We start from the raw sequence: 20,187 nt of genomic DNA, 5'->3' as shown, positions 1-20,187 counted from the left end.
GGGACGTGCCCATACACCCGGTGAGCTTGCGGGGTGTCATGCGGTGGTGTGCCCTTGCAGCGAGGGTGTAGGTGTCAGAAGAGCCTGTCTGGTGGCGTGGGCGTCGCCGTGGCGGCGTGGTGAGAGGGGAGTTCAGCGAGGCGGTCCGCCATGACACGGGGACCACGCGCCGTGGATGCCCCATTTGCCGTTGACGGGGGTGTCACGCGGCTTCGTTACGGGGCATTCCGGGCTGGGTGAGCGGAAGACGGATGGAGAACATCGTCCCCGACCCGGGTTCGGACTGTACGCTGAACGAACCGCCATGATTCGTGGTGATGATGAAGTAGGAGACGGAAAGGCCAAGCCCGGTGCCCTCTCCCACGTTCTTGGTCGTGTAGAAGGGTTCGAACACCCTGCGCCGCACATCTTCCACCATGCCCGGCCCGTTGTCGGCCACATCGAGACGTATCCTGTCACCTTCGAGGGCCCCACGTACGGTGATGCGTGGCGCGTCGGCGCGCTGCCCCCGTTCCGGCATGGCCTGTGCGGCGTTCTTGAACAGGTTGAGCAGCACCTGCTCGATCTCCGTAGGCATGCACAGCACCTCCGGCAGGTCGGGCGCGAAGTCCTGCACGATCTCGATGTGCCTGAAGTCATATTTCTTTTTGAGGTCGTAGTCGTTGGCGGCCAGTTCGAGCGTGCGTTCGACAAGGTGGGGAATGGCAACGCGACTCCAGCGCGAATCGCTGCTGCGGCTGAACTCCAGCATGTTGCTGACGATGGATGCCGCGCGCTGTCCCGATTCGCGGATGCCCTCGAGAAAGCGGATGATGCCCCGTGATGTCATGTAGGTGTGCAGGTTCTCAAGGTCGCATCCCGATTCTTCCGCAGCCTTGCGGTTGGCGGGCAGGGTGGGGTCGATGCGGCGCATGATGTTCTGCGCGCCTTGCAGTATGCCCCCGAGGGGGTTGTTTATCTCATGGGCCATGCCTGCTGCCAGCCCGCCCACCGAGAGCATCTTTTCGGTCTGGACCATGATCTCTTCGATACGCATGCGGGCGGTGACATCGTCGATACGCAGCACAGCGCCGTAGGCCCCGCGCGTGACGACAGGGAGGATGACGATGTCGTAGTGGCGTTGCCCCACGCCTTGGGGCAGCGAAACCTTCTGCATGGCGATGGTGCGCCCTTCGTTCATGCAGCGGGTCACGTCGGGGGAAAGGAAGGCGAAGCGAGGCAGCACCTCTTCCAGTCCATGGCCCATCACCTGCTCACGCGCCAGCCCCGTGTCGTTGGCGGCGGTGAGGTTCCAGAGTGTCACACGTCCGTGCTGGTCGAGTCCCACGATGGTCGAGGGCATGGCGTTGATGACGTTGTCGAGGGTGTTCTTGGCCTCGCGCAGGGCCTGTTCGGTGGCCTTCCAGCCCGTGATGTCGGTGTGCGCCCCGGCCATGCGAAGCGCATTGCCCTGTTCGTCCCATATGGCGGCACCGCGGCCCAGCACCCAGCACCATGAACCGTCCTTGTGGCGCATCCGGTATTCCACCTGGAACTCGGGAACCTCGCGACGCATGCAGCTTTCGTTGGCCTCGATGACCCGTGGCATGTCATCGGGGTGGACGTTGTCCTTCCACGTGGAGATGGCGTTGGGCAGTTCGTGGTCTTCGTAGCCGATGATGCTCTTCCAGCGGGGCGCGAAATAGACGTCCCCGGTACGAAGGTCCCAGTCCCATATGCCGTCGCTGGTTCCCCGCACGGCGAGGGCGTAGCGTTCCTCGCTGGTGCGCAGGGCCTCTTCGGCGCTGCGGCGGACGGCTATCTCCTGTTGCAGCCTGTCGTTGATGGCATGCAGTTCACGTTCGCGCAGTTCTACCTCATGGGCCATGCGCGCGAAGTTCTCGGCGATGTGTGACAGTTCCACATGGGGGATCGAACGAACATCATACGAGAAATCGCCTTGCGCGATGCGGTCCATGCCTGTCTGCAAGGCGTCGAGCGGGCGTCGCAGCAACACGCGCAGCAGAATACCCGTGGCGGTGAAGAGCACCACCACGACCACGCCGACGATGGCGGCCGCCGCCTTGGCAAGGTCACGCAACGAGGCCCGGTAGGCCTTGAGCGTGAAGGCCATGGACACATGGCCGATGACTTCGCCCTCGAAGTGCACATCGTGCTGTCGCATGATGGTGGCGTCGGGGTCGTCGGCCTTGCGCAGCATGAACAGGGTGCGGCCCTGGACGTCGCGTATGGAGAGTTCGTTGACGAGGTCGTACTGGGCAAAGACCGCACCTATCTGTTCAAGGGTGCGGGCGTCGAAGTTCCACATGGGGATGGAGAGGATGTCGGTGAGCCTTGTGCTGTACTCGTCGGCCTTGCGCTCGATATCCTCAAGCATGTCCTGCGACAGTTGCAGGTAGAGGGATGAGGAGAGGGCCACCACCACAGCCGCCACGAGGGTCACGAGGCTGAAGGTGAGTTCCCGGGCGAGAGACCTGCTTTGTTCCGGACCCGACATCGTACCCCCCCGGGTCAATGTGTGCGGAGTGTTCAGAGTAAATGGTCCTGTACACCATGAGCAGATATATGAAAAGTGACAACTCGGGTATGCTTGACGTCCTCTTGCAGATACGGAACTATGACTGCCCTCGCGTCCATGTCTATGGGCGCCTGTCAATGAACGTCAGCACCGGGAAGTATGCATGGGTTTCTTCTCTGCCATAAAGCGATTGTGGAAGGGCGACACCGCCCCGGAAGATGTCAGCAAGCCTGTGGAGGCCGAAGGCTCCGCCATCGTCGGCACCTCTTCGACCGGGTCGCCGGTCGGGACCGGTGCGGCGATGCCTGCGGCACAGGACGCGCCATCGCCTGCCGCCCCCCACGCCATAGCCACGCCTGATGATGCCGTACCTGATGATGCCGTACCTGATGATGCCGTGCATGGGGGCGAGGCACCATGGAAGACAGAGCTCACGCTGGCCCTGCGTCAGGCCGAACCCCGTCTTTCCGTCTGGCTCGGGCACGTGCTGGACGGCGTGGACGAGGCCGGACCCATCCTGTGGGAACGTCTCCGTTTCTTTTTCTCCTCCCTTGAAGTGCCGGCTGACGAGGCCGAGACGTTCGTCCGCGATTTCGGTCGCTGGCTTGAGGCCATGGAATACCGCTACGTGGCGGACTTCAGGTCGGAACTTCAGTACAGGCTGGCCCTCGCCCTCGACCTCGAAGACGAGGAGGACGAACGCAGCCGTCTGATGCTCAAACTCACCGAGGGGCTGGCGCGCACCCGTGAACAGATAGGCCGCCGCATCGACGGGCTGCTGGCGTCGCACGGTCGCATCGACGAAGGGTTCTGGGAAGAGCTCGAAGAGATTCTCATCATGGCCGACGTGGGTTTCGAACCCACGACACAGTTGATAGGGCGTCTGCGCGAGCGTGCACGCAAGGCGGGAACCGATGACCCCGCGCGCTTCCGTGAGTTGCTGCGCGAAGAGCTTGAGGTCATCTTCCGTGCCCCGCGCCGCATCGCGGCCGTGAACCCGCCCGAGGTCGTCCTGCTTATCGGCGTCAACGGCGTGGGCAAGACCACCACCATCGCCAAGCTTGCCTACAGGGCGCAGTTGCAGGGGCGCAAGGTGCTCATCGCCGCTGGCGACACCTTCCGCGCCGCCGCCATCGAACAGCTCGAGATATGGGCAAAGCGCGTCGGGGCCGGATTCTATGCCAAGACGGCGGGGGCCGACCCGGCTGCCGTCGCCTATGAGGCCATGGACAAGGCCGTGAGCGAGGGCTACGACCTCTTGCTGGTCGATACGGCAGGACGTCTGCACACCAAGGCCAACCTCATGGAAGAACTGCACAAGATCCGCAAGGTGCTCGGTCGCAAGCATCCTGGGGCACCGCATCGTTCCATTCTCGTCATCGACGCAACCACGGGGCAGAACGCCCTTTCGCAGACGAAACTCTTCAATGAGGCGTGTGGCGTGGACGAGATCGTCCTGACGAAGCTCGACGGTACCGCCAAGGGTGGTATCGTGGTGGCTGTGGCCATGCAGTTCGGCATTCCCATCACCTATGTGGGGCTTGGCGAGAAGATGGAGGACATGCGTCCTTTCAATGGCAGTGATTTCGCCATGGCTCTTCTGGGGGTGGAGGAGAAGCCCGCCGCCTAGCCGTTTTCAGGGTGTCATCTCCGACGGGCCTGTCACGGAAGGACGGTTGCCCAAGGACATTCGCAGAAGACGAACGGCGCGGGACTGTGTTCCGCGCCGTTCATGTTTGGCGTTGGCCGTGCATGCGTGAAGGGCTGCAAGGAGCACTGCACGTCAGAAGTTGTGCCCCCTTGAATGGGCAGCTTCATTTGTCTGCCATGTGCCGTGTGTTGCGCGCGATGGCGGCATGGAGTTCGTTGCGGTCGACGGGCTTGCCCACGAAGTCGCTCATGCCCTCCGCGATGAAGCGGTCCCTGTCTCCCGCCATGCTGTGCGCCGTCAGGGCGATGACGGGCACAGTGCTCCATGCCTCGCCCGAGGAGCGGATGCTGCGTGTCGCCTCCATGCCGTTCATGCGCGGCATCTGGATGTCCATGAGCACGAGGTCCACGTGTTCGCGGTGGAGGATGTCGAGCACTTCATACCCGTCGCAGGCGGTGACGACCGAGTGACCGCCTTCTTCGAGGAAGATGGTGAGGAATTCGCGGTTCAACTCGTTGTCTTCCGCAAGAAGGATGCGCAACGGCGTCGTCGGCGTGCGGGTGTCGAGGTCGACACGTTGCCGTTGTGTGCGACGTGCCGGGTGGATGTCGCCAAGCGGCAGTGTGAACCAGAAGACGCTCCCTTCACCCGGTGTGCTCTGCACTCCGATATCCCCGCCCTGCAGTTCGACGAGATGACGCGAGATGGCAAGGCCCAGACCGCTACCCGTGTGCTGGCGGGAATACGACCCGTCGGCCTGTGCGAAGCTCTCGAAGATGTGGGCCAGCTTCTCGTGCGGGATGCCGGGGCCGGTGTCCTCTATGGTGAAGACGAGGCATTCCCGGTCATGGGTCACCCCGTCTCCGGTGCTGACATCCACGTGCACCGTGCCCTGCGGCGTGAACTTCACCGCGTTGCCCACAAGGTTGACCAGTATCTGGCGTAGCCGAAGCGGGTCGCCGCGCAGGGTGAGCGGAAGTCCGTTCTGCATATGCAGTTCAAGCGCCAGCCCCTTGCGTTCGGCTTGCATGGCAAGAGGCGCCAGCGCGTCCCGCACGGTGGTGTGCAGGTCGTATTCGACCTTGTCGAGCGGCATCCGGCCCGCTTCAAGCCGTGAGAAGTCCAGCAGGTCGTTGATGACGCCCAGAAGGCCTTCCGCGACGTTCTGCACCATGCTGAAATAGTTGCGCAGCAACGCGGGGTTGCCCTCGGTGGTGAGGGCCACGTCGGCGATGCCGAGGATGCCTGAAAGCGGCGTGCGCATCTCGTGGCTGATGTTGGCGACGAACTGCGATTTCAGTTCGCTCATGGCTGCGGCCTCGTCGCGTGAAGCCCGCATCTGCTCCTCCCACTGTTTCCGGCTGGTCACATCCTGAAGAAGCAGCATGACATCGTGGGCCACTCCTTCCGTGCGGTGGGTCTCGCCGGGCAGCGGCAGGGCGACCACATCGAAGACGGCGGCCCCGTAGGGAATCTCCCTGTGGGCGGTCGTCCCGTGACGGGCCGACATGATGAGCGGCATCAGTTCGGTGGCAAGGGGCGACGGGAGGATGGTCGTGTACGGTGCCGGTATGCAAGGGGCCCCGGAGTCCAGCAGCGAGTGCAGTCCCTGCCCGGCCGCGACCCGCAGGATGTCTGCGGGGTCGACGAGCAGAACGACGCCGTTGGGGAGGTTGTCGGCAAGCGCCCGGTATGACGACTCGCTCCTGCGCAGGGCGTTCTCGATGCTGACCCGGTAGGTTACGTCCTGCATGGCGCCACGGGTGACGACGGCGTTGCCCGACACGTCACGCAGGGTGCGCAGGTGCAACTGGCCGTGCCGTTGTTCGCCGCTGACTGTCGTGAAGGGGATGACGGTGCGATAGCCGTCCCCGGCAGGTGGCTGGTGATGCTGTGGAGGGGCGACGCCGTCGCGTACGAGTGGGAGGAGAGACGGCATGTATTGGCGAAGGAGCTCGACGGTGGGGCGGCCTGTTCCCTCTGCGTGGAGAAGATGGAGCAGGGTGGATGAGATGCGCGTGGTTCCCGTGCCGTGTTCGTGCGTGATGGAGGCCATCTGCGCGATGTGCAGAGCCTCGTTGAGGTCGGCCTCGCTTCGTTTGAGCGCGATGGTCGCCTCATGCAGTTCCGTGATGTCCTGCATGGTCCCGTAACCGATGGCGGGCATCCCGCTTTCGCCGCGATGGAAATGCAGGTGCAGTCGCCCATGGCGGTTTCTGTCGTCCGCCGTGCGAAACGGGAAGCTGTGCTCGATGACGGCAAGCGGGCCTTGCATGGGGCCGTGCAGGAGCGTCTCGAGCCATGCACGTTGCTCCGGTGCGAAGCGCTCGAAGAACGATTCCAGCGAAGCCGGTGCGTCGTCCGGGGAGAGGCCGACGAGGCGAAGCAACTCGTGTGACCAAACGCAGTCTCCGGTGACGAAGTTGGCTTCGAACGAGCCCAGTCTGGCGATTCGTTGCGCCTCGTTGAGCCGGTATGCGCTGTCACGCAACTCGCGGCGTATGCGTTCGGCTTCGGTGGCGTCGCGCAGGACGGCGAGACAGTAAGAGGACTCCTCTTCGGTGAGGGGCGGCATCGGCGATACATGCAGTTCGATGAGGCGTTCGCCGAGAATGAACGAACCTCGCCAGACGTCTCCCGCCAGCGCGTTGTCGATGGCTTCCGCAAGCGGGGGCGCGGCATGGGTCGGCAGCAACTCCTGTGGGCTGCGCCCGATCGCACTGTTGGCGGTGATGCCCATGGCGGCAAGCCCCGCACCGTCGGCGAGCATGCAGCGCTTGTCGTCGCTGAAGAGCATGACGGCGCTTTCCGGAAAGTTCTCGACGAGCACGCGATAGCGACGTTCGCTCTCGGCGAGGGCGCGTTCTGTCACAAGCCTGCGACGCTTCTGGCGCAGTGCCAGCAGGCCGAGGGCGGCGATGGCGAAGGAGATGGCTGCCGCCGCGAGGCCCTGACGCAGACTCTGTTCGCGCCATTCGGCGAGAGCCCTGTCGGTGGTCACCCCCACGACGATGCGAAGTGGATAGCCGGGGATGTCATGCCGATGCGTGATGAGGGGCTGACGCGATGGTCCGGGCCCGCTGGTGCCCTGACGGGAGACGCGGGCGGGCAGGACGCCTTGGACTTCGGGGCCGCCTGCCCGTTGCCAGGTGGCAAGGGGCGTGTCGTCGATGTCCACGAGGGACAGCACGTCCGCCACGGTCTTGACGGGGGGGCCGCCGCCCGTGGCAAGGGGGCTGCGCATGTGCCCGGGGGTCATGATGGCGGTGATGATGCCATCGAACACCCCGTCGGCGTTGACGAGACGCCGCGCGAGGATGAGCCGGCCTTCCGTGGCTTCCGCATCCGGTCTGATGAGGGCCGGGCTGTCCTTGTCGTTGAGCAGGGTGCGGCACAGGTGCATCGTCTTGAGACGGACGGCGTCGGGGAACGGTCGTGTGGGCGTTGCGATGGTCGTGCAGGAGGCGTCAAGCAGCATGAAGCCGTCGAACCCTTCCAGCCAGAGGGGGATGTCCTCTCCGAAGCCGGGAGGCATCATGTCGGGGTGGGCTATGTGCGAGGCTGCGTAGAACGCGAGCGTCGTCTCGGGGCCGCGCAGGATGGCGGTCAGGCGTTCCGAGAAAAGGGTAGCCGTGGATTCAAGCCTGCGGTGTTGCGTCTCGAGGTTTTCGATGTAGCGGACATGGATATGCCGTGCCGTGCTGATGCCCAGCAGCAGGATGGAAAGCGCGATGGCGAAGGGCAGCAGACCGAGGGCGCGCAGGGAGGCCAGCCCTTGCGCCAGCGATGATGCCCGGCCCTGTCGGCCATGGGCCTTGTCCGCCTGCCCTATCATGGGGTGTCCCCGCTGATGGGGCCTGCCATCCGCGTCTCGTGCGTCTTCTCTGTGGATTCGAGCGTGAGCAATGTCTCGGAGCGCTCGAAGAACCGTTCGAGGATGCTGTTGGAGACGAGCATGCCGTTGCGGGTGAGGCGCAGGTAGCCGTCACGGATGCGGACAAGCCCGTTGCGGTGCAGCAGATGCACCAGCGGCTTGTGGTCGCGCAGAAAGTCGCGGCCCGTGAGCTCGCGGTAGGCCTTCACGCGCAGGCCGCGGGTCGTGCGCAACCGCAGCATGACGAGTTCGAGCACCCGCACGGTGAGGTCGAGGCGTTCCGCGTCGGCACCTATGCGCCCGGTGCGCACGGACTCGTGCCATGCGCCATGGTCGTAGGGATTCGTCCAGCGCAGGCCGTCGATGGTCGATGTGGCCGAGGGCCCGAGGCCCAGATAGTCGCGTCCTTCCCAGTAGCCGAGGTTGTGGTGGCACTGGAAGCCCATGCGCGCGAAGTTGGAAATCTCGTATTGCAGGTAGCCGGCCTCTTCAAGCCGTTCTGCCCCTTGCATGAACATGGCTGCCTGCTCGCGCTCCACGGGCAGGGCGATGCTGCCCGACTCCACGTCGGCAGTGAGCGGCGTCCCCTCTTCGAGGGTGAGTCCATAGCATGACAGGTGTTCAGGCCGCAGGCGGACGACCTCGCGCAGCTGGTCGAGCCACTGGCGCAGGCGTTGCCCCGGAAGCCCCCAGATGAAGTCGAGGCTGATGTTGGTGAACCCTGCGTCGCGTGCGGCGTTGAAGGCACGGATGGCGTCGCGCGCCCGGTGCGGACGGCCCATGAGGTGGAGCAACGCGTCATCGAGGGCCTGAACCCCGAGAGACAGACGGTTGACCCCCGCGTCGTACAGGCCCCGGGCCTGTTGTCTGTTCGACAGCGATTCGGGGTTGGCTTCGAGGCTGATTTCCGCCCCCGGTGCCACCGAAAAGGTGCGGTGCACCCGGTCGAGGATGGCGGCGACGACATGGGGCGGCAGCAGGCTGGGCGTGCCGCCCCCGAAGAAGATGGTCTCCACCGTGGCGTTGCCGAGTCTGTCACCCCACAGGGCAAGTTCGGAGAACAGCGTTTCGACATAGGCCGGAAGCGCTTCGGCGGGCGTGCATGAGCGCATGGCACCGCCCGCACGGTCGACGATGCCCGCGATGCCGCCTGACATGCCAGCGGCATTGGCCGTGGGGCCGGGTGGGGACTCGGGCGGGACGCCATGTCCCTTCGTGGACGTGTGCCCGTCCTGCCCGGAGATGGCTTGCGCGGAAGGCGTTACAGGGGCAACACCGGCAAGGGCGGTACTGGCTGCTGTCGGCCCTGCGGTAATGGCCGTGTCGGCATGGGGCGTCTGGAGTGCCTCGGGCGCAGGGGAAGTGCCGCCTTCACCGATGAGGGGAAGCGAGTGGAAGGCGCAGTAGCGGCACTTGCGGCGGCAGAAAGGCACATGGATGTAGAGCAGCACTGTGCCCCCGGTTGGGCCCGCCCTGGCGGGGCTTTCACGGGTGTCTACCCGCGCTGTGCCGGGCTTCGCCCGGTCCTGCCGCCACCGGAGGGCGGCGACGACACCGGGCCTTCGGCACGGCGCCGGGAGTCGGGCCTTCTGCCCGTGGCCTTCGAGAAGTCGGCGGCATGGCGTTCATTCTCGCTGTAGATGCAACCGCACCACTGTTGCCGGTATATGCCCCACCCGCGCGAGGTGTCTATGCCCTCCTGCCATCCGGTACGGAAGTCGCGGTACACGAAAGACACGGGGCCGTCTGCCGCCGCACCCTCGCATACCTCGCGGATGGTTTCGTGGCGCTGATGCCGCGAATAGAGAAGGGTGGTGGAGAAGGCATCGAAGCCCCCGTGCCGCGCAACGGCAAGGGTGGTCTCGATGCGGGTCGCGTAGCAGATGCGGCAGCGCGTCTCCGGGGCTTCACGCCATGCCATGCCGCGCAGCCATGCGGGCACATCGTAGACGTCGTCCCGCCATATCATGGGCAGGTCGAGACGTGCCGCCGTCTCCTGCATGGCTTCGCGCCGCTTCAGGTATTCCTGTAGCGGATGGATGTTGGGGTTCACGAAAAGCCCCGTCACCTCATACCCCTCGTCACGCAGCATACGCACGGTGGCGATGCTGCACGGGCCGCAGCACACATGCAGGAGAAGGCGGGACATGGCTACTTTCCGGTGGGCCTCACCTCAAGACGCAGGTTGAAGCGGCGCTCGAGTTCGAGCAGCCGTTCGCGCTTGTGGTTGAGGAGGTAGAAGGCCAGTTCCGGTGATGTCTCGAACACATGCACGCACTGTCCCTGAGGCAGGGCACGCAACTGGCGGTGCAGTTCGCGCAATGCCTGAAGCGACTGCCACTCCATGTTGCGGCGCAGGCCCGACCCGCGGCAGCAGGGGCACGCCTCCATGGTGATGGAGAGCGCCGACGAGCCCGTGCGCTGGCGCACCACCTGCAGCAGGCCGAAGCGGCTCATCTTGCCCACGTCATGCCGGGCGCGGTCGCCCTTCATGGCGTTGCGCAGGGTCTTTTCCACCTCGCGCCAGTGGTTGTGGTCGCGCATCTCGATGAAGTCGATCACCACCTGCCCGCCGATGTCGCGCAGGCGCAACTGCTGGGCGATGGATTCTGCGGCTTCGGTATTGGTCTTGAGGGCCATGGACTCGAAGTTGGTCTTGCCCGCGATCTTGCCGGAGTTGATGTCGATGGCCATGAGCGCTTCGGTCTGGTCGAAGACGAGACGCCCGCCCGAAGGCAGGATGACCTCGCGCGAGTAGATCTGGTCGAGTTGCTTCCGGATGCCGAACCGTTCCCACAGGGTGCGTTCGGGGTCGGTATGCAGTTTCACGAGGCTGGCCTTGCGGGGGAACACCAGCGTGACGAATTCGCGGATGAGTTCGGCCGTGGCCGCGTCGTCGACCCATACCTCGGACACGTCGTCGGTGAGGTAGTCGCGCACCGAACGGGTGGCGAGGTCGGGCTCCTGATAAATCTGGCAAGGGGTCTGCTCGGTGGTGCCCTTCTTGCGGACGTCTTTCCACAGGCGCTTGAGGAATTGCAGGTCGCGCTGCAGGGTCGTCTTGCTGGTACCGGCACTCACGGTGCGGACGATGACGCCAAGGCCCGGCCCGGCGCTGAGGCCCTCAAGCATCTCGCGCAGGCGGCTGCGTTCCTCGTCGTCCTCGACCTTGCGGGAGACGCCAATCTGTTCGCGCCCCGGCGTGAGCACGAGAAAGCGGCCCGGCAGCGAAAGATACGAAGTGAGAAAGGCGCCCTTGTTCCCGGTGGGTTCTTTCACAACCTGCACAAGCACTTCCTGACCCGCCTTCAGAACCTTCTGCATGAGCGGGTACTTCTTGCCCTTGGTGGGGTCGTGCGGCGAGATGTAGTATTCGGGGTGCACCTCGTCTATCTGGAGAAAGCCGTTCTTTTCGGCCCCGTAGTTGACGAAGGCGGCTTGCAGGTTGGTGTCGATGTTGTTGATGACACCCTTGTAGATGTTACCCTTGGTCTTGGCCTGATGCAGCATCTCCACGTAGTATTCCGTGACGGCGCCGTCCTCGGAGAGGGCCACTTCGACCTGTTCTCCCGGCAGCACGCTGATGTACATCTTGCGCTTGCCCTTCTTTGCTGTTGTCATGCGTTCCTCGAAGAAAGTTGTAAGAAATGTCTGAAATTTGCGGGGCTATTCCCCGGTTTCCGCGTGGCGGGCGGTCCAGAAGACCTCGCCGGATGCGGAGTGGGTGAGACCGTCTGTCACGGGGCGGATGCGTCCTGCCCGTGCCAGTGTCTCCACCTCGGCGCGAAGAGCGTCTTCGGGCCGGGCGAGGGCCTGCGCCAGCTGGCCCACTGTCTGCGGGCGGCGGCGTAGCGATTCGACCACGTCCGTCGCGACATCAGGCCCGGTACCCGTTGTGGCACCGTTCGTGATGCGGGGCATGCCATCGGGCGTCAGCCCCCCGGCATGACCTGCATCCGCAGACGACGGCCCCGTGGATGGCGCATCGGGCGCAGCCCTTCCGGTCAGGGATGGGGCTGCGGCAGCGGGGGCCGCGTGTCCACCTGCGGGCCTTGCGGCGGCGTTCAGCGCCGTGCGCCATGCGGCCAGCGTCTCCCGGTCGGCGGGGCGGGCCCCCGGCCAAGTGCCGGGGCGTGAGAGGGTGGTCACGTCCACCCTGTCCGGTGCGAGTTCACGGACAAAATCGGTGAGCAGTGCAAGGTTCTCGGGCGTGTCGTTCACGCCCTGCAGAAGTAGCACCTCCAGCCAGATGCGTCCGCTGAAGTCTCTCGCGAAATCGAGTATGCCCCCGGCGACGGCATGGGCCGTGATGCCCCCACAGGTGCGGTTGATGCGCCGGAATTCGCTCTCCACGAGCGAGTCGAGCGACGGCAGCACCACGTCTGCGCTGGCAAGGTCGGCCCGCACGTCGGCCCTGTCCAGCAGGGTGGCATTGGTGAGCACGGCCACGGGCACACCCGGCATGATGCGGCGGCACCCCGCGATGATGGTCGCGAGGTCGCTGTTCAGGCAGGGTTCTCCCGAACCGCCCAGCGTGAGGTGGTCGGGACGTTCAGGATGTTCAGCTGCCCATTGTGCAAGCTCGCCCAGCAGCACGTCGGCAGGCACCCACGGTGCGCGTTCGGTGGTGAGCGTATCGGTACTGCCTACCTCACAGTAGAGACAGTCCATGGAGCAGATGCGTCTGCCCAGCAGGTCGAGGCCAAGGGAACGTCCAAGGCGGCTCGACGCGACGGGGCCGAACACGTAGGCATAGGTCATGGGGCGGAAATCCTGCTCGAAAACTCTTCGGGGCGCGTCGTGGAAGACGTGCCGAGAGCGTATCAAAACGGGTTTTACGGAAAAATGCAACAGAAACCGGGAAGAGGCGCAAAGGATGCGGTGATAATCGGCTGACACCGTGTGCCGCGAGCGTTCTTGACAGCGGGCGCGGCTGTCTGTACGGCACAGGTGCCATAACAGATACTGCGGCCATGCCGCGCCTCGCACGGAACGGGGATGCACCACATTCATGCCTTCGTGGTCGCTTCCCGTGTACGCCCTTCGGGGCCTCCATCCCGATACCAAGCCCGCCGGCCTGCCGTGAGACGTGCAGGATGCGCTTCGCGGCCCGAACATACCGGAGGAACCAATGCCCGAGTACGGAAAACTTGTCATTCTCATCAACCCCCGCGGCAAGCGCTACCTGCGTCGCGTCGTCGAAGGGCAGGACATGCACGGCAACGATGGCATCATCGCCATGAGCGACATCGCCGCCGCCGACTTCGGCACCGAGGTGCGGTCCACCAAGGGGGTGCCCTACCGCGTCCTCGAACCCACCATCCACGACCTCGTGCGCGGCGTGAAGCGCCAGACGCAGGTCATCTACCCCAAGGACATCGGGTACATCTGCATGCGCCTCGGGGTCGGGCCGGGTCGTACCATCGTTGAGGCCGGTTCGGGGTCGGGCAGCCTGACGCTTGCGTTGTCGTGGTTCGCCGGGCCCACCGGGCGCATCTACACCCATGAGGCCCGCGAGGAGTTCATGAAGCTCGCCCGGCGCAACCTCGACTGGGCGGGGCTTGGCGAGAACGTCACGCTCATCCATCGAGACATCGCCGAGGGTTTCGATGTGACCGGGGCCGATGCCCTGTTCCTCGACGTGCGCACCCCGTGGGAATACCTCGACAACGCGGTGAAGGCCGTCAAGTCCGGCGCCATGCTGGGCTTTTTGCTGCCCACGGTGGCACAGGTGAGCCAGTTGCTGCATGGTCTCGAACGCGGCCCCTTCGACGAGATCGAGGTGAGCGAGATTCTCGTCCGCCGCTGGAAGCCCGTGGCCGACAGGCTGCGCCCCGAAGACCGCATGATCGCCCACACGGGCTTTCTGGTCTTCGCGCGGCATCAGGAACGCTCGGCCGACTGGGATTCGTTCCGCAAGCTGGGCACCCGCGAGCGCAAGCAGGAGGCCGCCCGTCAGGAACGCCTCGGCCTTGGCGGTGACGGCGAGGCGGGTGGCGTCGACGACGCCGACTTCGTGGAATAGCACACAAGGGCGGGGCATTCCTTCCGGGTGCCCCGCCATGTCGTACACGCGCCTCCCGACCGTCAGCCGACGCCCTGTCCCGTCATCTCCCTGTCGTTTCGACCGCCGCCTGACGCTACACGGGCCGCACGATGACGCGATTCGTCCGCCGGGGTACTCCACGGAACACCCCGGTCGCAAGACAGCATCCTTCCCGTCACCCGGGCCGGGCGACGGGCAAAGCAGCATAGAGCCATGAACTTCACCATACAGAATCTCAGCAAGACCTTCGGTGGCCGCGACATCCTCTCCGACTTCTCCCTCGAGGTGCAGTCCGGGGTGCGCCTGTGCATCTGCGGCCCCAACGGATGCGGCAAGTCGACCCTGTTGCGTCTCGTGGCGGGTGTCGACCACCCCGACGGCGGGCGCATCATCCTCCCCAAGGGGTGCCGTCTCGGCTATGTCGAGCAGGAACTGGACGAGTCGGTGCTCGACACGCAACTGTTGCACTGGGTGCAAGACGTGCTGCCCGACTGGAACGACTTCTGGGAGGACTGGGAAGCGGCCTCCGCCAGCGGCGACGAGGCGGCCCTGAAGCGCCTTGGTGCGCGTCAGGCCGAACTGGAACAGGTGTACGGCTACAACCCGGAGCATCGCGCCCGCGCCGTGCTCTCCGGTCTCGGCTTCTCGGAGCGCAAGTGGCTGCTGCCGTTGCGTCAACTCTCGGGCGGCTGGCGCGAGAGGGCGAAGCTCGCCCGCGTGCTCACCGCCGGGGCGGACGTGCTGCTGCTCGACGAACCCACCAACCACCTCGACCTCGAAGCCGTGGAATGGCTCGAGACCTTTCTCATGGAATACAAGGGTGCGTTGCTCTTCGTGGCGCACGACCTCGTGTTCATGAACAAGGTGGGTACGCATGTGCTGTATCTGGGCGGCAGCAAGCCGCTCTACAGGCGCGGTTCGTTCAGCCAGTTCGTGGAGACGCAGGAGGAGATCGAGGCCCAGCGCGAGCGCGAGGCGCAACGTCTTGCCGACGAGATAGGCCGCAAGATGGCCTTCGTGGAGCGGTTCCGCGCCAAGGCCACCAAAGCACGGCAGGCCGGTTCGCGGCAGAAGATGGCGAAGAAGCTCGAGAAGGAGCTGGAGAACTTCCAGCCCGAGGCGCGGCGCAAGTCGCTGGCCTTCAAGTGGCCCGAACCCGCCCGTGCCGACAAGACCGTGCTTGGCGTGGTCGACCTCGACTATGCCTTCCCCGACGGCACACGCCTGTGGCCCCGGCTCTCGTTCAACCTCTACCGGGGGCAGAAGATCGCCCTCGTAGGGCCCAACGGGTGCGGCAAGTCCACACTGCTGAAGATCATCGGCGGCAGGCTCGAACGCTCGGGCGGTACGGTGGCGGCGGGGTCGCTGGTGCGCATGGGCTACTTCAGCCAGCACCAGCTCGAGACGCTCAACCCCGACGGGACAGTGCTCGGCGAGATACGGCGCCTTTCCGACCCGCGCACCACCGAAGAGGAACTCATGAGCGTGCTCGGCCTCTTCATGCTGGGGCAGGGCTATTTCGAACGCTTCGTCCGTTCGCTCTCGGGCGGCGAGAAGAGCCGTCTCGTGCTGGCAACGCTCTTTCTTTCGCGCGCGAACTTCCTCGTGCTCGACGAACCCACCAACCACCTCGACCTCGAAAGCCGCGAGGCCCTCGTCGAAGCGCTCGACGCGTATGAGGGCACCATCCTCATGGTGGCGCACGACCGGCATCTGCTCTCCAGCGTCGCCGACGAGGTGTGGGCACTGGGGGGTGATGGCATCACCGTCTTCGATCAGGGTTTCGAAGCCTACGACGAGGCGCGCCGTGCCGCCGGTGGCGGAAGCCTCTCGGACGGCGAGACCGACGCCCAGCGTGGCGGCGGCAACCTCAACCGCGAGGAGCTCAAGCGTCTCAAGCGCGAGCAGGCAGAGGCCCGCAACCGCCTGTACAAGGAACTGAAGCCCCGGCAGGATGCCTACGCCAAGCTTGAAGCCGACCTTGAGAAGCTGCTTGACGAACAGGGCACGGTAGAGGCCGAACTCGCCGACCCCGACGTCTATGCCGATGGTGCACGGGCTTCGGCCCTGCTGCAACGGTTCGGCGAATTGCAGGCCGCCTCCGAGAAGCTGCTCGAACGCATGGGCGAGCTTGAGCCGGTCATCGCAGAACTAGAGGCGCAACGCGCCGCCCTGTCGACGGAGGCGCTGTGATGCGTGTGGTTCCCGTCGTGGCGGGCATCCTGTGGCGCGGCGACCGTTTTCTCGCCGTGTGCAGGCCCGAGGGCAAGCCGCGCGCTGGCGCATGGGAGTTCCCGGGGGGCAAGGTCGAACCGGGCGAGACCCCGGAAGAGGCCCTTGCCCGTGAACTGGGCGAGGAGTTGGGCGTGCGCCCCCTGACGGCATCGCTGTGGCGTGAGGTGCGGCACGACTACCCCGAACTTTCGGTCGCCTTGCGCTTCTACCATGTGACCCGCTTCGAGGGGGAACCCTTCCCGCACGAGGGGCATGGCCTTGCGTGGATGACACGCACGGAGGCGCTGGCCTTGCCGTTCCTCGAGGCCGACCTCGAGCTGGTGGCCGACTTGCCTGACCGACCGTAAAGAGGGCTGCCCGGGCTGAACGAAGCGCCCGGCCTACAGGCGGGGGCTGCCCGGCCTTCAATGCCTCGAAAGGCCGTACGGTGCAGGCGTCCAGTCCGGCACATGTGCCGTGTCTTCGGGCCGGGCACGGTGGCTTGAAGACCCGGTGTGATCAGGCGTTTCACAGTCGCGTTCGCTCGTGTAGCGGCAATGCTGCCCGCGCATCGAACAGGAGAGAGACCATGCAGACGGTTCTGCTGCTGATGGGGTTGCTTGCCGGGGCGGTACTGCCCACGCAGGCGGGCATCAACGCCATGCTCACCGAACAGTGGGCGCGTCATCCGGTGCTGACGGCCTGCGCTTCGTTCGCCGTGGGCACGGTGGCGCTGGCGGGCTGGGTCTTCGTGGCGCGTCTGCCCGTGGCCTCGCCTGCCGGTACGTCGTGGTGGCACTGGACGGGCGGGCTTCTGGGGGCGTTCTTCGTGGCGGCCGTCACCTTTCTCGCGCCTCGCCTCGGGGCAGTGACCACGGTGGTGCTGGTCATCGCGGGGCAGCTTGTGGTGGCTTCGCTGCTCGACCATTTCGGGCTTCTGGGCTACAGGCAGCGCAGTTTCGACCTCATGCGGGCACTGGGCGTGGCCTTTGTGCTCGTCGGGGTGTTTCTCGTGCGCCGTTGATGGCGCAGGGGCGTAACGGATGTTTGAGTTTGGCCCGCGCTTGGCCTATTGTGATGCGGTTGCGCCTTCCGCGTCACCGGGCGGGTGTCGGGAGGAGCAGGGAATCGTTTGTACGGAGGCAGCATGGCGACCTTTACGTGGGATGCAAGTCTGGACGTCGGCATACCGGAGATAGACGCACAGCATCGCGAGATGACCGATATCATCGCGACGCTGCATGAGGCGTACCGGGCCGGACGCGAGCGGGATGTTCTGGCGGAGCTCATCAACCGCATCAACGAATACGCCCAGATGCACTTCGCCACGGAGCGGCGTTACATGGAACCCGTGGCCGATGCCATTCCCAACTACGAGAAGCACATGCAGGAACACCGCGAGTTCTTTTCGGACGCCATCGGTTTTCTGCTGCGGTATCTCGACAATGGCGCGACCATCACCCCGGAGCTTCTGGACTACCTCGCCGAGTGGTGGTTCAGGCACATACGGGGCACCGATCAGGTGATGGGCCGTGTTCTCAGGGAGAAGGGCATCGTATAACGGGCGGCGCGACTCGCGGGCCGCGACGCATCACAAGGAGTAAGAGATGTCCAAGGAAAGACTGGTCGTCGCCGTCGTCGGAGCCACCGGCGCGGTGGGACGCGAGATGCTCAAGACCCTCGAAGGGCGCGATTTTCCGGCTGCCGAGGTGATTCCCTTCGCCTCTGCACGTTCCGCCGGGAGCAAGGTTCCGTTCCGTGATGGTGAGCTCACCGTGCGCGAACTCACCGAAGACTGTTTCACGGGCATCGACATCGCCCTCTTCTCGGCAGGTGGTTCCACCTCCGAGAAGTTCGCCCCCCATGCCGCCAAGGCCGGGTGCGTGGTCATCGACAACTCCAGCGCATGGCGCATGGACGCCCGGTGCCCGCTGGTCGTGCCCGAGGTGAACCCCCATCATCTCGAAGCGCACAACGGTATCATCGCCAACCCCAACTGCTCGACCATCCAGATGGTGGTGGCCCTCAAGCCCCTGCACGACGCCGCCCGCATCAAGCGCGTGATCGTATCCACCTATCAGGCCGTATCCGGCACGGGGCAGAAGGCCATCGACGAACTCGACCGTCAGGTACGGCAGATGTTCAACATGATGGAGCCCGAGGTGCAGGTCTACCCGCACCGCATCGCCTTCAACTGCCTGCCGCACATCGATGTCTTCCTCGACAACGACTACACCAAGGAAGAGATGAAGATGGTGCACGAGACGGTGAAGATCATGGACGACCCGTCCGTGAAGGTCACCGCCACCTGCGTGCGTGTGCCCGTCTTCTACGGCCATTCCGAATCGGTGAACATCGAGACGGAGAAGAAGCTCACCGCCCGCGACGCCCGCGCCATCCTCAGTCAGGCCCCCGGTGTGCAGGTGTACGACAACCCCGGCCAGAAGATGTACCCCATGCCCATCGACGCCGCAGGCGAGGACGCCACCTTCGTGGGACGCATCCGCGAGGACGAGACCATCGAGAACGGCCTCAACCTCTGGATCGTGGCGGACAACATCCGCAAGGGTGCGGCCCTCAATGCCGTGCAGATAGCCGAAGAGCTCATCGACCGCGACCTCGTCGCCGTGCGCGACACCACGGTCTTCTTGAAGTGATGACCGGGCCGGGGGACTGCGGTCCCCCGGCCTCCCCGTCCCGCGAGGCTGGCCCTTCGGCTCTTCTGCCGAGGTCGCCGCGCGGGGCATGGACAGTCCGACGCGCCACCCCCCGTGGTCAGCACCGGCGGTGCCGTATCCCTCGTACCCTCGTGGCTGCTGCCCGATGATGCGGGAGGCGCACCCGGTCAGCCGACTCCCGGGACGGCGCGACGCGCCGGTTCACTGGCCCGCCTCCGGCGGGCAGGAGCGTGCCTCATGCCACCCGTTCTCGACCGTACCGCCTACCTCGAACGCCTTCTCTCCGTCGACCGCCCGGGTTCGGGCAGCATTCTCGCCTTCTACGAGCACCGGGTAGGGGCCATCTGCCATGACCCGAAGCTGATGCTCATGCCCCTCGACGACCACCTCGCCCACCGGGGCGACGGTATCTTCGAGAGCATGAAGTACGAACACGGGCGCATCTACCAGCTTGAGGCGCACCTTGAGCGCATGGCCCGTTCCGCCGAGGGGCTGTATCTGGAACCACCCTGCACATGGGATGCCCTCCGTGAGGTCGTCATCGACGTGGCACGGGCCTCGGGGTGCGAATGTGGCATGTTGCGGGTTCTGGTGGGGCGCGGGCCGGGCGGCTTCGGCATCGACCCTGCCGAGTGTCCCGAAGCCAGCCTGTATGTGGCGGCCTACAAGTTCACCCCCAAGGACGAGGCATGGTACGCCAAGGGGCTCACTGCCTTCCGTAGCGCCATTCCGGCCAAGCAGGGGTATCTGGCCCGCATCAAGAACGCCAACTATCTGCCCAACGTGTTCATGACCCGCGAGGCGCATCAGCGCGGCATGGATGTGGCGTTCAGCTTCGACGAGGAGGGGTTCCTCGCCGAGGCCGCCATCGCCAACGTGGCGCTGGTCGACGCGCAGGGCGCGCTGGTGGTGCCGGAGTTCAGCAACGCGCTCGCTGGTACGACGGTACTGCGGGCCATGGAACTGGCACAGGGCGAGATGCCCGTGACGTTTCGCAAGGTGCGCGAAGACGACCTGTACGCTGCACGTGAGGTGCTGGTGCTTGGAACCAGCAGCGATTGCGTGGGTGTGGTGGCGTTCGAAGGGCGACCGGTGGGCGACGGCAGACCCGGCCCGGTTTCGGCCCGGTTGCGAGCGCTGTTGCAGGCCGACCTTCTGGCCAGCGGCACACCGTTCCTCGGCTGAAGGGGTGGGAATGCGTCCGGG

Annotated in this window: 14 protein-coding genes; 8 read left to right on the top strand and 6 right to left on the bottom strand. The window is 65.2% G+C overall.

Annotated features, from left to right (window positions below):
• Positions 1 to 202: 202 nt before the first annotated feature.
• Entirely contained in the window at positions 203 to 2,497 is a 2,295-nt protein-coding gene (locus DVU_RS14390) for an ATP-binding protein (RefSeq protein WP_010940320.1), read from the bottom strand.
• A 184-nt stretch (positions 2,498 to 2,681) separates the two neighbouring features.
• On the opposite strand from DVU_RS14390, the gene ftsY reads away from it, so the two are divergent.
• On the top strand, positions 2,682 to 4,148 hold the full coding sequence (gene ftsY, locus DVU_RS14385; RefSeq protein WP_010940318.1) for a signal recognition particle-docking protein FtsY: 1,467 nt from the start codon (positions 2,682 to 2,684) through the stop codon (positions 4,146 to 4,148).
• A gap of 184 nt (positions 4,149 to 4,332) precedes the next feature.
• Here the strand turns inward: ftsY and DVU_RS14380 are convergent, their stop codons facing one another.
• Genes DVU_RS14380 through DVU_RS14360 form a run of 5 tightly spaced genes read right to left on the bottom strand, consistent with a single transcriptional unit; the run spans position 4,333 to position 12,804 of the window.
• Complete coding sequence (locus DVU_RS14380) at positions 4,333 to 8,004, bottom strand: ATP-binding protein (protein WP_010940317.1); 3,672 nt, start codon at positions 8,002 to 8,004, stop codon at positions 4,333 to 4,335.
• Positions 8,001 to 9,494: a radical SAM family heme chaperone HemW gene (hemW, locus tag DVU_RS14375; protein WP_010940316.1), complete on the bottom strand. Its 1,494-nt coding sequence runs from the start codon at positions 9,492 to 9,494 to the stop codon at positions 8,001 to 8,003. Before hemW ends, DVU_RS14380 begins: the two co-directional genes overlap by 4 nt.
• A gap of 44 nt (positions 9,495 to 9,538) precedes the next feature.
• Complete coding sequence (locus DVU_RS14370; RefSeq protein WP_010940315.1) at positions 9,539 to 10,192, bottom strand: epoxyqueuosine reductase QueH; 654 nt, start codon at positions 10,190 to 10,192, stop codon at positions 9,539 to 9,541.
• A gap of 2 nt (positions 10,193 to 10,194) precedes the next feature.
• Positions 10,195 to 11,664, bottom strand: coding sequence for an Rne/Rng family ribonuclease (locus DVU_RS14365; protein ID WP_010940314.1), 1,470 nt, complete (start codon positions 11,662 to 11,664; stop codon positions 10,195 to 10,197).
• Between the two features lie 45 nt (positions 11,665 to 11,709).
• A complete protein-coding gene (locus DVU_RS14360; protein WP_010940313.1) occupies positions 11,710 to 12,804 on the bottom strand; it encodes a radical SAM protein in 1,095 nt (364 codons plus the stop codon).
• Between the two features lie 370 nt (positions 12,805 to 13,174).
• Between DVU_RS14360 and DVU_RS14355 the strand changes: the two genes are divergently transcribed.
• The 7 genes from DVU_RS14355 to DVU_RS14325 all read left to right on the top strand — a co-directional run bounded on the left by DVU_RS14355 (position 13,175) and on the right by DVU_RS14325 (position 20,166).
• Positions 13,175 to 14,068 carry a tRNA (adenine-N1)-methyltransferase gene (locus DVU_RS14355; protein WP_010940312.1) on the top strand — a complete coding sequence of 298 codons (894 nt, stop codon included), beginning with the start codon at positions 13,175 to 13,177 and terminating at the stop codon, positions 14,066 to 14,068.
• A gap of 234 nt (positions 14,069 to 14,302) precedes the next feature.
• Positions 14,303 to 16,282 (top strand): ABC-F family ATP-binding cassette domain-containing protein, encoded by a 1,980-nt coding sequence (locus DVU_RS14350; RefSeq protein WP_010940311.1) that lies wholly within the window; start codon positions 14,303 to 14,305, stop codon positions 16,280 to 16,282.
• Positions 16,282 to 16,671 (top strand): (deoxy)nucleoside triphosphate pyrophosphohydrolase, encoded by a 390-nt coding sequence (locus DVU_RS14345; RefSeq protein ID WP_010940310.1) that lies wholly within the window; start codon positions 16,282 to 16,284, stop codon positions 16,669 to 16,671. The genes DVU_RS14350 and DVU_RS14345 overlap by 1 nt, the downstream gene beginning before the upstream one ends.
• 221 nt (positions 16,672 to 16,892) lie before the next feature.
• Positions 16,893 to 17,327 (top strand): DMT family transporter, encoded by a 435-nt coding sequence (locus tag DVU_RS14340; protein WP_010940309.1) that lies wholly within the window; start codon positions 16,893 to 16,895, stop codon positions 17,325 to 17,327.
• 123 nt (positions 17,328 to 17,450) lie between these two features.
• Complete coding sequence (locus DVU_RS14335) at positions 17,451 to 17,864, top strand: hemerythrin family protein (RefSeq protein ID WP_010940308.1); 414 nt, start codon at positions 17,451 to 17,453, stop codon at positions 17,862 to 17,864.
• A gap of 46 nt (positions 17,865 to 17,910) precedes the next feature.
• Complete coding sequence (locus DVU_RS14330) at positions 17,911 to 18,960, top strand: aspartate-semialdehyde dehydrogenase (protein ID WP_010940307.1); 1,050 nt, start codon at positions 17,911 to 17,913, stop codon at positions 18,958 to 18,960.
• 258 nt (positions 18,961 to 19,218) lie between these two features.
• A complete protein-coding gene (locus DVU_RS14325) occupies positions 19,219 to 20,166 on the top strand; it encodes an aminotransferase class IV (protein ID WP_010940306.1) in 948 nt (315 codons plus the stop codon).
• Positions 20,167 to 20,187: the final 21 nt, after the last annotated feature.

The sequence above is a fragment of the Nitratidesulfovibrio vulgaris str. Hildenborough genome (assembly GCF_000195755.1).
GTDB classification, from domain to species: domain Bacteria; phylum Desulfobacterota; class Desulfovibrionia; order Desulfovibrionales; family Desulfovibrionaceae; genus Nitratidesulfovibrio; species Nitratidesulfovibrio vulgaris.
This window is presented reverse-complemented; position numbering and strand designations above follow the sequence as displayed.

Excerpts from the sequence above, each read along its gene's own strand:
- ftsY (WP_010940318.1), top strand. The coding sequence starts at position 2,682 with ATGGGTTTCTTCTCTGCCATAAAGCGATTGTGGAAGGGCGACACCGCC.
- DVU_RS14380 (WP_010940317.1), bottom strand. The coding sequence starts at position 8,004 with ATGATAGGGCAGGCGGACAAGGCCCATGGCCGACAGGGCCGGGCATCA.
- DVU_RS14330 (WP_010940307.1), top strand. The coding sequence starts at position 17,911 with ATGTCCAAGGAAAGACTGGTCGTCGCCGTCGTCGGAGCCACCGGCGCG.
- DVU_RS14335 (WP_010940308.1), top strand. The coding sequence starts at position 17,451 with ATGGCGACCTTTACGTGGGATGCAAGTCTGGACGTCGGCATACCGGAG.
- DVU_RS14365 (WP_010940314.1), bottom strand. The coding sequence starts at position 11,664 with ATGACAACAGCAAAGAAGGGCAAGCGCAAGATGTACATCAGCGTGCTG.
- DVU_RS14350 (WP_010940311.1), top strand. The coding sequence starts at position 14,303 with ATGAACTTCACCATACAGAATCTCAGCAAGACCTTCGGTGGCCGCGAC.
- DVU_RS14345 (WP_010940310.1), top strand. The coding sequence starts at position 16,282 with ATGCGTGTGGTTCCCGTCGTGGCGGGCATCCTGTGGCGCGGCGACCGT.
- DVU_RS14370 (WP_010940315.1), bottom strand. The coding sequence starts at position 10,192 with ATGTCCCGCCTTCTCCTGCATGTGTGCTGCGGCCCGTGCAGCATCGCC.
- DVU_RS14390 (WP_010940320.1), bottom strand. The coding sequence starts at position 2,497 with ATGTCGGGTCCGGAACAAAGCAGGTCTCTCGCCCGGGAACTCACCTTC.
- DVU_RS14360 (WP_010940313.1), bottom strand. The coding sequence starts at position 12,804 with ATGACCTATGCCTACGTGTTCGGCCCCGTCGCGTCGAGCCGCCTTGGA.
- DVU_RS14340 (WP_010940309.1), top strand. The coding sequence starts at position 16,893 with ATGCAGACGGTTCTGCTGCTGATGGGGTTGCTTGCCGGGGCGGTACTG.
- DVU_RS14325 (WP_010940306.1), top strand. The coding sequence starts at position 19,219 with ATGCCACCCGTTCTCGACCGTACCGCCTACCTCGAACGCCTTCTCTCC.
- DVU_RS14355 (WP_010940312.1), top strand. The coding sequence starts at position 13,175 with ATGCCCGAGTACGGAAAACTTGTCATTCTCATCAACCCCCGCGGCAAG.